Origin of the sequence: Saccharomonospora cyanea NA-134 (genome assembly GCF_000244975.1) — a bacterium.
Taxonomy (GTDB): domain Bacteria; phylum Actinomycetota; class Actinomycetes; order Mycobacteriales; family Pseudonocardiaceae; genus Saccharomonospora; species Saccharomonospora cyanea.
Map to the genome: position 1 here is coordinate 3,575,848 of NZ_CM001440.1, position 14,277 is coordinate 3,590,124.

The following is a 14,277-nucleotide window of genomic DNA, read 5'->3' on the forward strand; positions in this document are numbered from 1 at the left end:
CCGCCGCACGGGGTCACCGACCGGGAGTTCGCCGGTGCGGAGCGGGTGGAGGACCTCCCGTCATGACTCGGCGAGTACCTCGAAGGTAGACGCCATGACTGGCAGGTAGCCGATCGGGAACGTTCGGCGCCAGGCACCAGCGGTCCTCAGTCGATCTCCCCGCGTTCGGCGAGGATGCCGAGGACCCGCCGCCCGGCGGGCGGACAGCGATGGGTGTCCGCCGAACTCAGCCACGCCAGCTCGGCGATCTCGCGGCCCGGACGCAGCCGGCCGCCGTACCGGGCGGTGTAGGCGGTCATGTGCACCCTGCGCCCGTCGGAGTAGCCATCGGCGAGTTCGTCCAGCACCGAGAACAGGCTGAAGCTGCGCGGTTCGAGGTCAACCCCCAGTTCCTCCCCGATCTCCCGGCACAGGCACTCGACGTCACTTTCGCCTGCCTCCCGCTTACCGCCGGGGAGGTAGAACTTGTCCTTGCCCCGGGTTCTCACGGCCAGGAGCCGCCTTCCTCGAACGAGTACCCAGGACACACTGTCGATCACCCCGCTCACACCGTCCGACGCTAGTCGGCGGCCGGGCGAGTGACAGCTGCGGGGCATTGGGAAGCCTGGACAGAGCAGCCCCGCACGGGCAGACTGAGCAAGCTGTCACAGAAAGTGTTTGGTGTTGTGCAGTGTGTGTCGGTTACGGTGAATTATCGAACAATCATGCAGCGGAAGCGCACGAACCCGCACATCCGGGTTACTCTAGGCGTATGACGACCATCGCTCTCAAGAACGTTCTCGCCAAGGCGGGGCTCAAAGTCGACCCCTCCGAGTTCTTGGCGCTGGTCGAGGACGCGGCCAAGCGCCTGACGCCCCCGAGTCCGAACCCGTCGCACTACTTCTCGGCCGACCAGCGAGCGGCTCTTGAGGAAGTGGGGCTCGATCTGGCCCCGGAGAGTGACGACGACCGGGACTACCGGGCCAGGACGGTGGCCGCGCACGCGGTGCTCGCGGATTCCGCACTCACCGTCGGCGAAGCGGCATCGCTGCTGGGAGTCGACGACAGCCGTATCCGGCACCGGCTGAAGGAAGGACGACTCACCGGTTGGAAGGCTCCGGGTTGGCGGCTGCCCGCATGGCAGTTCACACCCAGTGGAGTGCTGCCGGGACTCGACGTCGTCCTGCGCGCCGTGCCCGCCGACCAGCCCGCGCTGGTGGTCGCGGCGTTCATGAGTACGCCGCAGACCGACTTGGTGATCAACGGTAGGCCGGCCACTCCGAGACAATGGCTGCTCGCAGGCGGCGACCCCGAGCCGGTGGCCGAACTGGTCTCCGTGCTCGGCACCCCCGTCTGATCCCGGAACCGGATCGGTTAGTCACGGTTCATGGCAAGACTGCCCCGGCCGCCGTCGCGGGCCGTACTGGTCAACGCGCTGCGCCCAACCGAGGACATCGTCGCCGTACACCCGAACACCCGGCTGGTCCGCGTGTACACCGCCCACGGCAGGCATCCGCAACAGTGGGACACCTTCCGCTACACGGGACCACTGCCGCACGGACGGTTCGACCCTCAGCAGCCCCGGCACGGCGAGATGGTCACCGACCCCCGCAACGGAGTGTTGTACTTCGGGCTGTCGGTGCGTACGAGCGTGGCCGAGGTGTACCAGACGACGTCGACGGTCGACCGCAAGACCCGGGGTCCGCACCTCGTGGTCGTGCGCCCTGCCCGCACGTTGCGTCTGCTCGACCTGTGTGGCCTGTGGCCGACCCGGGTCGGCGCCTCGCAGGAGATCTCCAGCGGCCCGAAGAAGATCACCCAGGCATGGGCGCGGGCGATTCGCTCCGCCTACCGCGACCTCGACGGTGTCTGGTACCGATCGTCGATGGACGCGGGCGAACCCGCGGTGTGCCTGTGGGACCCGCCCGCGGGAGGCGCGTTGCCGTCCGTTCCCGACGTCCTGCTCCCCCTCGACCACCCGGGACTGGACGTACCGTTGTCCCGGGTGTGCGAGGAGCTGAACTACGTGTTGGTCAACTGACTGGCAGGTGCCGCTGCCACCACTCCAGTACGGCGTCGAACCGCTGGATCCGGTGGCGGGGACGTCCGGAACGGGTCAGCTCGTGACCCTCACCGGGGAAGAGGAGCAGTTCCGTCTCGCAGCCGGCGGTCTTCACCGCCACGAACATGCGCTGAGCCTGTTCGATCGGGCAGCGCCAGTCGTGTTCGGAGTGCGCGATCGCGAACGGAATGTTGATGCGGTCGGCATAGGTGAGAGGACTACGCCTGCGCTGCTCCTCGACGTCGTCGCCCACATAGGCGCTTGCGAACCACCAGCCGATGTCCGAGCTGCCCGTGAACGAGTCCCACGCGTTGACGGCGCGCTCGCTCCACGCGGCCCGGAACCGGTGCCCGTGGTGAGCGGCGAGCCAGCCGGTCATGAAACCGCCGTAGGAGCCGCCCATCACACCGACGCGGTCGGCGTCGGCGTCCGGCCGTTCCAACACGGCGTCCAGCAGGGCGAGCACGTCGTCGGCGTCCACCGTGCCGAGCGCGCCCACGATCGCGCGCCCGTGCGACTCGCCGTATCCCGCGGAGCCACGCGGGTTGGGCAGCACCACCAGGTAGCCCGCGGAGGCATAGATCTGTGCCTCGTCGAACAGTCCCCAGTCGTACTGGGCGAAGGGGCCTCCGTGCACCACCAGCAGCACGGGGTGCGGGCCCTCGCCCTCTGGCGTCACCACCCAGCCGTGAACGGGGTAGCCGTCGGGTGCCGTGGCGGTCACCTCGTCGACGGGCCTGATGCCTGCCTCGCGCAGGGCGGCGGAGAAGTCGGTGAGCGCGCGCACGGAACCGTCGGCGCCGACGAGGAGGACCTCTCCCGTGTCGGCGGGACCGGCCTGTACGACCGCGACCCGGTCTCCGTCGGCTGCGAAGGACCGCACTGCGGCCCGATCCCCCGTCACCAGCGGCAGGGTGTCGAGGACGGCGCCGTCCGCGTCGCGCGGCACACCGCGCAGCTCCACGGCTCCGCGGTGACGTACGGCGACCAGCACGTCGTTCCGTCGTGGCACGGGCGGCCCCGCCGCGCTCTCGCAGTCGACCGTCTCCACGTCGGTCAGCCTGCGAGGTGGCGCCTTCGTGTCGAGGGACGTGGCCCAGAGACCCGTGTTGCGTGCGACGGCGGCGAAGCCGTCGAACGCGGTGCCGTAGAAGAACACCGTGCCGTCGTCGGCCACCACCGGATGCGCCGCAGCACCCGGACACCGCACGAGCAGCTCGGGTTCACCACCGTCGGCGGGGATCACGTAGAGGTCCTGGTGCTGCGTCTCCCGGGCGTCCCAGTCCCGCGGCGCGGCGACCACCACACCGGTGCCGTCCGGGGTCCAGGCCGGGTCCTTGACGGAGACCGCGGCACCGGTCAGCGGCGCGGGCTCCTCCGTCGCGGAGGGCGCGGTCCCAGCGGTTTCGACGTCGACGACGAAAAGGCGGCGAGGCCGGTCGCGGACGAAGCCCTCGTCGTCGAGGCGGTAGTCGAAACGGGTGATGCGCCGAGGGCGTTCGCGCTCGGCGCTCAGCACCTCTCCACCACTGTCGACGGCGGTGCCGTACCGGCCGGGCTCGGGGACGCGGGCGGTGAACGCGATTCGCCGGGAATCCGGCGCCCACACCGGCGCTCCGGCGCCCAACGGCAGGTGGGTGAGCCGGCGTGACTCACCTCCCGAGGACGGCATCACGTACAGCTGCGGAGCGTCCGTGCCGGTCGCCCGGAGGAAGGCGACCCACCGGCCGTCGGGAGAGATCGCCGGGGCGGTGTCCCGCTCGCCGTGTGTCCACGGCGTGGTCTCACCGGAGTCGATCCGAACAAGGGAACTGCGATAGGTGTCGGTGTCCGGGTCGGGGCGAGCCACCGCCGTCAGCAGCAGCTCGCCCCTCAACGCCGGACGACCGGGAACGGCCGTACGGCCGAGATCTGTGGGGCGCATGGCCCCGAACCTTAACCCAACTAGTTAGCGAAGGTAACGGATCACCCGTCTCGGGAGGGCTCCCGCTCCCCTTCCTCGGCCGCTTCCACCTGCAGGTTGATCTTGCTGACGGCGTTCGGGTCGCGCTTCGCCTTCCTGAGACTCGCGACCGTGGTGATGGTCAGCACCGCCACGATCACCCCGAGGGACATCCAGTTGTTGATCTCCAGCCAGGCGGGGGTGACGTGGTACTCGTGCAGCGCGTGCAGTACGAGCTTCACACCGATGAAGCCGAGGATGACCGCGAGCCCGTACGACAGGTAGACCAGCTTGGCCACGAGTCCGCCCAGCAGGAAGTACAGCTGCCGCAGTCCCATGAGCGCGAACGCGTTCGCCGTGAACACGAGGTACGCCTCCTGCGTGATGCCGAAGATCGCCGGAATGGAGTCGACGGCGAACAGCAGGTCGGCGCTGCCGATGGCCACGATCACCACGAACATCGGGGTGAGGTACCGCCTGCCGTCCTGCTTGACGAGCATCTTGTGCCCGACGTAGTCCGGCGTCACCGGGAAGAGCTTGCGCACCAGCCGCGTCAACGCGTTCTCGGTGTACTCCTCGTCCTCGTCCTTCTGCTTGACCATGTTGACCGCGGTCCAGATGAGGAAACCGCCGAAGACGAAGAACACCCACACGAACTGGGCGATCAGCGCGGCGCCGACGGCGATGAACGCCGCCCGCATCACCAGCGCCAGCAGGATGCCGATCAACAGCACCCGGTGCTGGTGGATCGACGGCACCCGGAACGACGCCATGATCACCATGAAGATGAACAGGTTGTCGACCGACAACGAGTACTCGGTGATGTAGCCGGTGAAGAACTCGACGCCCGGGTCGTGCCCGGCCAGAACCCACACCCCTATGCCGAACAACACGGCGCAGGAGACGTAGAAGATCACCCACCTGGCCGCCTCACCCGTGGTGACCTGGTGCGGCTTCCGGTCGACGATCACCAGGTCGACCGCGATGAGGACGAGCAGGCCTCCCACCGTGGCGATCCACACCCATACGGGCACGCTCATGTATGCCAACCTCCGGTCAGCGCTCAGTGGCCAATACCGGAGGTCTCTCCCACCGGCTCTCCCGCCGGCCGACGGCGCCGGGTGTCCGAAAGATGACAGCCGTGCTGACGACGCCGCCGCGAAGGAATACTCCCCTCCACGAACGCCCACCATCTTGTCGGCTGTGACAGTCGATGACCAGTGGTCGTCGGAAGAGTCACCGGCGCGGGAGACGTAAGATCCATCACACGACCGACAGGAGCGGTTCGGCAACCCGGAGAAAACTCTCAGGAAGCTCCCAATAGTGTTGCGGCCGTGCCCCGAACACTGATGCCTCGCGGCAAACGCGCGCGTCTGTTCACGCTGTTGGCCGTGGCCGCTGTCCTGGTCGGCGGTGTGCTGGTGTGGGTCGACACCGATGACCAGCAACCCGGCTACACCACCAACGAGGCGGTCATCGACGTGGCCGCCGCGCCGGGCTCCGACGACCGCGTGCAACTCGACTCCACGATGTACGTGCCCGAAGAGACGCCCGCACCCGCTGTGCTGCTGCCACACGGCTTCGGCGGTGACAAGAACAGCGTCACCCGCGAGGCCACGGAACTGGCCGAGCGCGGTTTCGTCGTGCTGACGTACTCGGCGAGGGGGTTCGGCCGCAGCACGGGGCGGATCGCCCTGAACGACCCGGACCACGAGATCGCCGACGCCTCACAACTCGTGGACTACCTGGCAGGCCGGCCCGAGGTGCTGCTCGACGGGGACGGTGATCCCCGCGTCGGTGTCACCGGTGCGTCCTACGGTGGCGCGGTCGCCCTGTTGCTCGCGGGCACCGACGACAGGGTCGACGTCATCGCCCCCGTGATGACCTACAACGACCTGGGGCAGGCGCTGCTGCCCAACGCCGCGACGGGGGAGCCGGTCGACGCCCGCACTCCCGCACCGGGCGCCTTCTCCGAAGGCGGGGTCTTCAAACAGGCATGGGCGGGCACGTTGTTCTCGGCCGGGCTCGGGCCCGCGCTGCCCTCCGGCCCCGGTGTGGAAGCACTGGAGCCGGGCGACGATCCCGAGGAGAACGAGGACGCCGCGTTGGCTCCGGGCGCAGGGGAAGCGACCCTTCCCGTGCCCGGGCAACGCCTCCCTGCCGGGGACACCGGTTCGGGTGCGTGCGGCCGTTTCACCGAGGAGGTGTGTGCGGCCTACACCGACGTGGCCACCGACGGCGTCGCCGGCGAGGAGACACAGGCCCTCCTTCGGCACGTGTCACCGGTGTCGGTCACCGACCGCATCACCGTGCCGACGTTGCTGGTCCAGGGCACCGCGGACACTCTTTTCGGGCTCGACCAGGCCGATGCCAACGCCCGGCAGATCACCGACGCCGGCGGGGAGGTGTCCGTGATCTGGTACACGGGCGGCCACGACGGCGGGGTGCCCGGCTCACAACTGCGCGACACCATCGCCGACTTCCTCCTCCACCACCTCACCGGTGAGGGAGAGGACCCCGGTATCCCGTTCGCCTACGACGTGCAGGGCGCGCTGCGCACCAACGGCGCCCCGTCCGTGCGTACCGTCGAGGCCGACGCGTACCCGGGGCTGAACTCCGAGCCGACCGAGAGACGGCAGATCACACTCGCCGGGAGTGAGCAGGTGGCGCAGCGCCCACCGGGTGCCACACCCGCCGGTGTCAGCGGTCTTCCCGGCCTGAACCGTATCGTGGCCAACTCGTCACGGCTGTCCGGACTCTTCACCATCGACCCACCGGGCCAATCGGCCACCTTCACTTCGGAACCGATGGACTCCCAGGTGCTGGTCACGGGAGCGCCGACCGTGACGCTGAACGTCGCCGCCGCGTCCGACGCGGCACGGGGCCAGGACGCGGTGCTCTTCGTCAAGCTGTACGACGTCAATCCCAACGGATCGCGTAGCCTGCCCGGCAGCGCCGTCGCTCCCGTACGGATCCCCTCGCTACCCAGCGACGGGTCGCCGGTCGAGGTGACGGTCACCCTGCCCGGTGTCGTGCGCCCGCTCGAAGCGGGACACAGCCTCCAACTCGTGGTGGCCACCACCGACCAGGCCTATGCCACGCCGACGGAACCGGCGGCGTACCGAATCTCCCTGGCCGGCGACTCGGCTGTCTCCGTTCCGCTGGTGCCCGGCACCACGATGACGTCCGGTTGGCCCACCGCCCAACTGCTCGGCATCGGTGGTGTGCTCGTCGCGGCCGCCCTGGTGGCCGTCGTCGCGGCGATCCGGCGCAGGAGGTCGCACCAGGTAGACCCCGAGCTCGTCGACACACCTCTGGTGATCCGCAACCTGACCAAGTCCTATCCCGGTGGGTTGACCGCTGTGAAGGACCTGTCGTTCCGAGTGGAGCGCGGACAGGTGCTGGGGTTGCTCGGCCCCAACGGAGCGGGCAAGACCACGACACTGCGGATGCTGATGGGCCTCATCCAGCCGACCGGAGGGGACATCACGGTGTTCGGCCGCGCGATCTCGCCAGGCGCGCCGGTGCTGTCCCGGATCGGCTCCTTCGTCGAAGGTTCCGGTTTTCTGCCCCATCTGTCGGGCGCGGCGAACCTCGAACTGTACTGGGCGGCCACCGGACGCCCAGCCGAGCAGGCCCGGTTCGAGGAGGCCCTGGAGATCGCAGGACTCGGCGACGCCGTCCACCGGCGAGTGCGTACCTACAGCCAGGGCATGCGGCAACGGCTCGCCATCGCCCAAGCCATGCTCGGCTTGCCCGACCTGCTCGTACTCGACGAACCCACCAACGGGCTCGACCCGCCACAGATCCACCAGATGCGTGAGGTGCTGCGCCGCTACGCGGCCACGGGGCGCACGGTGGTCGTGTCGAGCCATCTGCTCGCCGAGGTCGAACAGACGTGTACCCACGTCGTCGTCATGCACCGCGGAACACTGGTGGCCTCGGGAGAGGTCAGTGACATCGTGTCCGCGGGCGGGGAAGCCACGTTCCGTGTGGACAACCCGGAAGCCGCGGTGAAGGCCCTGCAGGAAACCGACGGCGTGGTGAGTGCGCGGGCCGACGTCGACGTGGTCCACGCCGACCTCGACGGCATGCCGCGGTCCGAAGCCGTGGCCGCCCTGGTACGGGCAGGTGTGGCGGTCGAACAAGCAGGCCCACGGCGCCGGTTGGAGGACGCGTTCCTCCAACTGGTCGGAGAAGGGGAGCACGAGCGATGAGCAAGGCCGACAAGTCCGGCACTCGCACGGACGAAGGCGTGCACACCGACCCGGCCGCGCTGGACGAACTCAGCGCGGCGGGCTCCCCCAGCACCGAAGTCGGTCCGGACGGCGGTGTGGTGGGGTACCGTCCCGGCAGGACGCTGCGGCTGGGTGTGGAACTGCGCAGGCAACTGCGCCGACGCCGCACCCAGCTGGTGCTCGCCCTCGTGGCGTTGTTGCCGGTCATCCTGGTGGTGGCACTCGAGATCGGCGACGCCAGTCCGAACCGCCGCTCCGGCGGGTTCATCGATCTGGCCACGGCCAGTGCGCCCAACTTCGTCGTGGTGGCGATGTTGGTGTCGGGGTCGTTCCTGTTGCCGATGATCGTCGCCCTGTACTTCGGCGACACGGTCGCCAGCGAGGCGTCGTGGTCGAGCATGAAGTACCTGCTCGCCATCCCGGTGCCCCGGCATCGGTTGTTGCGGCAGAAAGCCGTCGCCTCCGCGCTGCTGTCAGCTCTCACGCTCGTGGTACTTCCGCTGGTGGCGCTCGTCGTCGGCGTCGTGTGGTACGGCGCGGGAGAAGCGATCAGCCCTACGGGCGACTCCGTGTCGTTCGGTGCGAGCGTGGTCGCGATCGCGCTCGGCACGGTCTACATCATCATCCAGCTGTCCTGGGTGGCCGCGCTGGGCCTGCTGTTGAGCGTGTCCACCGATGCTCCTCTCGGAGCGGTCGGCGGTACCGTGCTGGTGGCGATCCTGTCCCAGATCCTCGATCAGATCACCACTCTCGGCGACCTGCGGGACTTCCTGCCGACCCACTTCTCGTTCGCCTGGATGGATCTGATCGCCACGGACGTCGACTGGACGAACATGGCGAACGGCGCCCTTTCGGCGGTCCTGTACGCGGCAGTGTTCGGTCTGCTCGCCGCGCGCCGTTTCGCGACGAAGGACATCACGAGCTGACGCCGGGGTGGGCCACCCCGGCGTCGTCGGTGCCCTCGTTTCAGAGACCGCGGGCCGCTCGTGCCTGCACTGCTCCGAAACCCGCCACGATCACACCGAGGGTCGTGCATGCCACGGTTCCGAGGAGGGTGAGGTCGAACCAACCGGCAGCCAGCGTGATCGCGGTGTCCACCGCGAAAAGCAGGTTCACCGTCACCACCCCCCACACCGCGCCGCGGCGCACCACCGGCCGCCTGCTCAACAGAAGCAGGCTCGCTCCGTACACCACGAAGAACACCGCGAAGCCGATCAGCAAGCCTGCGGGCAAGCCGAGCAGCAGGTCGAGTATCCCGGCCAGGGGCAGTAGCAGGACGCCCGTGAGCCCGGTTGCCGCACCGTCGGCTCCGAGCGCCAGCCGGGCGAACCGGTCGTTCTTCGTGGTTGTCCGTCGCGCCGAACTGATCGTCATGGCTTCTCCTTCGGAGTGCGTGTCGTGTTGTCACGACGACGCTGCCTCCACACGCACTGCCACCTCCATGGCAAACGGTGCCGAACACTGCCAACCGCAGGTCAGAGGGGGTGCACGGGTGGGGCCAGCTCGGCGCGCAGTTCCGCCGCCACGATCCTCGCGGCGGCGTTCTGCCAGTTGTACAACGTCCGTTCGGGCACCTGGTCGACGAACCACGCGAGCGCACGCCGGGCCACGGGGTCGAGATCGGTGCGCTTGGTACGGACGCTGTAGGGACGGATGCCCACCACGTAGTAGAAGTACAGCGCGTTGTAGTGGCGCCACTCCTCACTCGTGCCGAAGTCCTCACCGGTCGCGGGCTTGAGTCGCGCGATGCTTTCGGCGAGGAGGGCCTTGAGGACGGCCGCACGCCCCAGCGGGCTGTCCGGCGCGTTCGTCTCGGCCAGCCTTCTTCGCACTGCGGGTAGGTTCACGAGCGGGCTGGACACGAGTTTGCCGAGGTCCCCGTAGTGGCTCAGGGCCCGCCGCGTGAGGCGGGTGAACTCGCGCTCGTCCAGCGCTGCCAGCGCGGTGCCCGGGGCCTGCCGGGCGAGTGCGTCGGCGGCGTCGCGCAGTTCTTCGCGAGACCGTCGCACAGCGGGCCGCGAGCGCAACACGATGCGGTCCACCGCCGTGTGGAGGGGCGTGGCGAGAGTCTGCAGAGCCACCGCCGCTGCCACGATGCCGTAGAGGAGGGCCACCAACACGGGCCGAGGACCGGTCAGCACGAGCGCCACGGCAGCCTGGCCGCCGAACACCACGGCGGCGGCCGCCGCCGTCACGAAGGAACGCAGCATGTCGGTCTTCAATGCCTGGCCCTCGTCGAACGCATCGGCCAGGGCGATGCCGAGTCCCAGGAGAACGAGATCGAGCCCCACGAGGGGCAGGGACAGCTCCCGGGGCAGAAGTTCGAGCCCCGTCAGCGGCAACACCAGGCCGAGTCCCAGCAGCAGGCTGCCGACGACCAGCAGTGCGGGCACGCCCGCGGCACGGACCGCGGGTTCGCGCAGCGAGGAGTGTTCGAGTAGCGCGCCCACCAACCCAATCAGTAGGGCCACCGCCGCCGCGGCCGCGAGCGCGAAGCGCGCGGCCTCCACTCCAGCCAGGATGGCGCAGGCCGACACCAACACCACCGGCCACAGCACACGCCGCCACACGCGTTCGGCGAGTTTCGTGCGCTCCCCGAAGAAGCGCACGAACACCCCACTCCACACGACAGCGGGCAGGCACACCAGCACGAACCGTGCCGACGCGGTTTCATCGACGTGCCCGAGCATGGCGTCGACGACCAAAGCCAGCGCGTAGCCGAGCAGGCCGGCCCCCGCTCTCCTCAGTTCGGGCTTCCCCGGCCCGCGCGACAGCAGGTACAGACCGAGCCACCACGACACCGCGAACGCGAGTACCGACACCACGCTCCAGGTCACGAAGGCGAAGCCTAGCCGGGTACCACCACGTGGCGGGGCGGACGTGGTGGCACGGCGGTCACCGCAAGCGGTGTTCGTCGCATTCAGACCTCACCCCACCGTGTGCCACCGACTTACCGCGCCCCGGCTCCTGCCCCACCGTGACCCCGGCTCGGCAAGCACCCCTCCATCGAAAACCACCCGCCCACTCAGCGGGTGTCTCCCGTCCGCGGATGGCAGGCATGCCCGTGACGGGAGACAATTCAGGGACGCAGCCGTTCCTGCCGCCGCTGCTCGTCCCGCACGCATCACCCGAGGGGTTTCCGCATGCCTCGACCGGTTCACTTCGAGATCCACGCCACCGACCCGGAACGCGCCATCACTTTCTACACCGCCGTGTTCGAGTGGTCGTTCGAACGCTCGGGACCGGGCCCCTACTGGTTGATCACGACCGGCGAAGGACCGGGCATCGACGGTGGTCTCGCGCAGCGCGAGGGCCCGATCCCCGATCCCGACGCCAGTGTGAACGCCTTCCCGCTCACCATGGAGGTGCCCGATCTCGACCTGATGGCTCGGGAGGTGGAGCAGGCCGGAGGAAGAGTCGTGGCCGCGAAGAGGTCCATCGCGGGGGTCGGGTGGATCGCCTACTGCCGCGACCCCGAAGGCAACCTCTTCGGCATGCTCCAACCCGACCCGAGCGCCGGGTGAGGCGCGCCTGTCACTGCACCCCGGCCGCGTCCATTCCTCGCAGCTCCTTCTTCAACTCGGCGATCTCGTCACGCAGTCGAGCGGCCAACTCGAACTGGAGGTCACGTGCCGCCTGCATCATCTGGTCGGTCATCTGCTGGATGAGATCGGCGAGTTCCGCCCTGGGCATGTCGGAGACGTCGCGATCGGCGAGAACCCCCGAGCTGCGCACGCGGTCGCCCTGCTCCGGCTTCTTACCACGCGAGGCGTTACGCCCGGAGCCACCCACCTCGATCTCCTGCGCGGAGTCCTCGGCCTCGGTGTAGACCCGGTCGAGGATGTCGGCGATCTTCTTCCGCAACGGCGTCGGGTCGATGCCGTGTTCCTCGTTGTAGGCGATCTGCTTCGCACGCCGCCGGTTGGTCTCGTCGATGGCGTACCGCATCGAGTCGGTGATCGTGTCGGCGTACATGTGGACCTGCCCCGAGACGTTCCGCGCTGCGCGGCCGATCGTCTGGATCAGCGACGTGCCGCTGCGGAGGAACCCCTCCTTGTCGGCGTCGAGGATCGCGACCAGCGAGACCTCCGGCAGGTCGAGCCCCTCCCGCAGAAGGTTGATGCCGACGAGCACGTCGAAGTCGCCCGACCGTAACTGCCGGAGCAGTTCGACTCGCCGCAGCGTGTCGACCTCCGAGTGCAGGTACCGCACGCGGATTCCGAGTTCGAGCAGGTAGTCGGTGAGGTCCTCGGCCATCTTCTTGGTGAGGGTGGTGACCAGCACCCGCTCGTCCTTCTCGGCGCGGACCCGGATCTCGTGCACGAGGTCGTCGATCTGCCCCTCGGTCGGCTTGACGACCACCTCGGGGTCGACCAGGCCGGTGGGCCGGATGACCTGTTCGACGAACTCCCCGCCCGTCTGCCCCATCTCGTAGGGGCCGGGGGTCGCGGAGAGGTACACGGTCTGCCCGATCCGGTCGGAGAACTCCTCCCACGTCAGCGGCCGGTTGTCCAGGGCGCTGGGGAGACGGAACCCGTGCTCGACGAGCGTCCGCTTGCGTGAGGCGTCGCCCTCGTACATGCCGCCGATCTGCGGCACGGTGACGTGGGACTCGTCGATGACGAGGAGGAAGTCCTCGGGGAAGTAGTCGATCAGCGTGGCCGGGGCGGAGCCGGGAGGCCGGCCGTCGACGTGTCGCGAGTAGTTCTCGATACCCGAGCAGAAACCGACCTGCCGCATCATCTCGATGTCGTAGGTGGTGCGCATCCGCAGGCGCTGGGCCTCCAGCAGTTTGCCCTGCTTCTCCAGCTTCGCGAGTTGCTCCTCCAGCTCGCTCTCGATTCCGCGGATGGCCTTCTCCATCCTCTCCGGCCCCGCGACGTAGTGCGTGGCCGGGAAGATCCGCACCTCGTCGACCTCCCTGACGATGTCACCGGTCAACGGATGCAGGTAGTACAGCTTGTCGATCTCGTCGCCGAAGAACTCGACGCGGATGGCGAGTTCCTCGTAGGCGGGGATGATCTCCACGGTGTCGCCGCGTACCCGGAAGGTTCCACGCGCGAACGCCAGGTCGTTGCGGGAGTACTGGACGTCGACGAGTGCCCGCAGGAAGGTGTCGCGGTCCACCTCCTCGCCGACGACGAGCCTGGTGGACCGGTCGAGGTACGACTGCGGTGTGCCGAGACCGTAGATGCAGGAGACGCTCGACACCACGATGACGTCCCGACGGGACAGCAGGTTCATCGTGGCGGAGTGGCGCAGCCGCTCCACGTCGTCGTTGATCGACGAGTCCTTCTCGATGTAGGTGTCGGTCTGCGGGACGTACGCCTCGGGCTGGTAGTAGTCGTAGTAGCTGACGAAGTACTCCACCGCGTTGTGCGGGAACAACTCGCGCAGTTCGTTGGCCAGCTGGGCGGCCAGCGTCTTGTTCGGGGCCATCACGAGCGTGGGCCGCTGCACCCGCTCGATCAGCCATGCCGTGGTGGCCGACTTGCCCGTGCCGGTGGCGCCGAGCAGTACGACGTCCTTCTCACCCGCCCTGAGCCTGCGTTCGAGCTCGTCGATGGCAGCGGGCTGGTCGCCTGCGGGTTCGTAGTCGCTGACCACCTTGAACCGGCCGTCGAGGCGGGGGACCTCGGAGACCGGCCGGAAGTCCGAGTGTGCGAGTACGGGATGTTCGGTCGCGAAAGCCACGTCATCCAGAGTAGGCGGACACACCGACGGTTCAGCCGCCGGAAGGCGCGTCGTCAGCTCGCGGGTCGCAGGACCTCGGTGTGCCGGTGTCGGGCCCGGTAGGCGACAGCCGCCAGGCAGCGCTCACACGGCATGCCTCGCACCGAGGGCAGCCACTCCGACTCGCCTCGCCGCAGCACCGCTCCGCACAGCGCCAGGAGCTGGTCGGGGACTCCGTTCGTGTCGGGGACCGGCACGACGTGGCAGACCCGTCTGGTCTCGCCGACGACTCCTCGCCGCAAGCGAGCGAGCACCACTGCGTCACCCTGTTCAGGTAAGGCGGACCCCATAGGAGGAGCCTAAGCGTCCACAGCCGAACACTC

General features: G+C 68.7%; 12 protein-coding genes. 5 read left to right on the forward strand and 7 right to left on the reverse strand.

Features of this window, described 5'->3' with window-relative positions; genetic code table 11:
• Positions 1 to 146: 146 nt before the first annotated feature.
• Entirely contained in the window at positions 147 to 539 is a 393-nt protein-coding gene (locus SACCYDRAFT_RS16745; RefSeq protein ID WP_005457932.1) for an NUDIX hydrolase, read from the reverse strand.
• A 212-nt stretch (positions 540 to 751) separates the two neighbouring features.
• On the opposite strand from SACCYDRAFT_RS16745, the gene SACCYDRAFT_RS16750 reads away from it, so the two are divergent.
• On the forward strand, positions 752 to 1,336 hold the full coding sequence (locus SACCYDRAFT_RS16750; protein ID WP_005457939.1) for a MerR family transcriptional regulator: 585 nt from the start codon (positions 752 to 754) through the stop codon (positions 1,334 to 1,336).
• Between the two features lie 30 nt (positions 1,337 to 1,366).
• Positions 1,367 to 2,020, forward strand: coding sequence for an RES family NAD+ phosphorylase (locus SACCYDRAFT_RS16755; protein ID WP_005457951.1), 654 nt, complete (start codon positions 1,367 to 1,369; stop codon positions 2,018 to 2,020).
• Here the strand turns inward: SACCYDRAFT_RS16755 and SACCYDRAFT_RS16760 are convergent.
• Both SACCYDRAFT_RS16760 and SACCYDRAFT_RS16765 read right to left on the reverse strand, forming a co-directional pair.
• Entirely contained in the window at positions 2,013 to 3,965 is a 1,953-nt protein-coding gene (locus SACCYDRAFT_RS16760; RefSeq protein ID WP_005457952.1) for a S9 family peptidase, read from the reverse strand. The two genes, SACCYDRAFT_RS16755 and SACCYDRAFT_RS16760, sit on opposite strands and share 8 nt — an antisense overlap.
• A gap of 41 nt (positions 3,966 to 4,006) precedes the next feature.
• A complete protein-coding gene (locus SACCYDRAFT_RS16765; protein ID WP_005457953.1) occupies positions 4,007 to 5,023 on the reverse strand; it encodes a TerC family protein in 1,017 nt (338 codons plus the stop codon).
• Positions 5,024 to 5,332: 309 nt separating this feature from the next.
• Here SACCYDRAFT_RS16765 and SACCYDRAFT_RS16770 point away from each other — a divergent pair, with 309 nt between their 5' ends.
• Entirely contained in the window at positions 5,333 to 8,200 is a 2,868-nt protein-coding gene (locus tag SACCYDRAFT_RS16770; RefSeq protein ID WP_005457954.1) for an alpha/beta fold hydrolase, read from the forward strand.
• Positions 8,197 to 9,147 (forward strand): ABC transporter permease, encoded by a 951-nt coding sequence (locus SACCYDRAFT_RS16775; protein ID WP_005457955.1) that lies wholly within the window; start codon positions 8,197 to 8,199, stop codon positions 9,145 to 9,147. Before SACCYDRAFT_RS16770 ends, SACCYDRAFT_RS16775 begins: the two co-directional genes overlap by 4 nt.
• A 40-nt stretch (positions 9,148 to 9,187) precedes the next feature.
• Here the strand turns inward: SACCYDRAFT_RS16775 and SACCYDRAFT_RS16780 are convergent, their stop codons facing one another.
• Together SACCYDRAFT_RS16780 and SACCYDRAFT_RS16785 are read right to left on the reverse strand one after the other, a co-directional pair.
• Positions 9,188 to 9,595 (reverse strand): hypothetical protein, encoded by a 408-nt coding sequence (locus tag SACCYDRAFT_RS16780; RefSeq protein WP_005457956.1) that lies wholly within the window; start codon positions 9,593 to 9,595, stop codon positions 9,188 to 9,190.
• Positions 9,596 to 9,696: 101 nt separating this feature from the next.
• Entirely contained in the window at positions 9,697 to 11,058 is a 1,362-nt protein-coding gene (locus SACCYDRAFT_RS16785) for a hypothetical protein (protein ID WP_005457958.1), read from the reverse strand.
• A 306-nt stretch (positions 11,059 to 11,364) separates the two neighbouring features.
• Here SACCYDRAFT_RS16785 and SACCYDRAFT_RS16790 point away from each other — a divergent pair, with 306 nt between their 5' ends.
• Entirely contained in the window at positions 11,365 to 11,745 is a 381-nt protein-coding gene (locus tag SACCYDRAFT_RS16790) for a VOC family protein (RefSeq protein ID WP_005457960.1), read from the forward strand.
• Between the two features lie 10 nt (positions 11,746 to 11,755).
• Here the strand turns inward: SACCYDRAFT_RS16790 and uvrB are convergent, their stop codons facing one another.
• Together uvrB and SACCYDRAFT_RS16800 are read right to left on the reverse strand one after the other, a co-directional pair.
• Positions 11,756 to 13,915 (reverse strand): excinuclease ABC subunit UvrB, encoded by a 2,160-nt coding sequence (gene uvrB / locus SACCYDRAFT_RS16795; protein ID WP_005457962.1) that lies wholly within the window; start codon positions 13,913 to 13,915, stop codon positions 11,756 to 11,758.
• Positions 13,916 to 13,968: 53 nt separating this feature from the next.
• Positions 13,969 to 14,211, reverse strand: coding sequence for a hypothetical protein (locus SACCYDRAFT_RS16800; protein ID WP_332306952.1), 243 nt, complete (start codon positions 14,209 to 14,211; stop codon positions 13,969 to 13,971).
• Positions 14,212 to 14,277 lie beyond the last annotated feature (66 nt).

Excerpts from the sequence above, each read along its gene's own strand:
- SACCYDRAFT_RS16780 (WP_005457956.1), bottom strand. The coding sequence starts at position 9,595 with ATGACGATCAGTTCGGCGCGACGGACAACCACGAAGAACGACCGGTTC.
- SACCYDRAFT_RS16765 (WP_005457953.1), bottom strand. The coding sequence starts at position 5,023 with ATGAGCGTGCCCGTATGGGTGTGGATCGCCACGGTGGGAGGCCTGCTC.
- SACCYDRAFT_RS16750 (WP_005457939.1), top strand. The coding sequence starts at position 752 with ATGACGACCATCGCTCTCAAGAACGTTCTCGCCAAGGCGGGGCTCAAA.
- SACCYDRAFT_RS16790 (WP_005457960.1), top strand. The coding sequence starts at position 11,365 with ATGCCTCGACCGGTTCACTTCGAGATCCACGCCACCGACCCGGAACGC.
- SACCYDRAFT_RS16770 (WP_005457954.1), top strand. The coding sequence starts at position 5,333 with ATGCCTCGCGGCAAACGCGCGCGTCTGTTCACGCTGTTGGCCGTGGCC.
- SACCYDRAFT_RS16775 (WP_005457955.1), top strand. The coding sequence starts at position 8,197 with ATGAGCAAGGCCGACAAGTCCGGCACTCGCACGGACGAAGGCGTGCAC.
- SACCYDRAFT_RS16760 (WP_005457952.1), bottom strand. The coding sequence starts at position 3,965 with ATGCGCCCCACAGATCTCGGCCGTACGGCCGTTCCCGGTCGTCCGGCG.
- SACCYDRAFT_RS16755 (WP_005457951.1), top strand. The coding sequence starts at position 1,367 with ATGGCAAGACTGCCCCGGCCGCCGTCGCGGGCCGTACTGGTCAACGCG.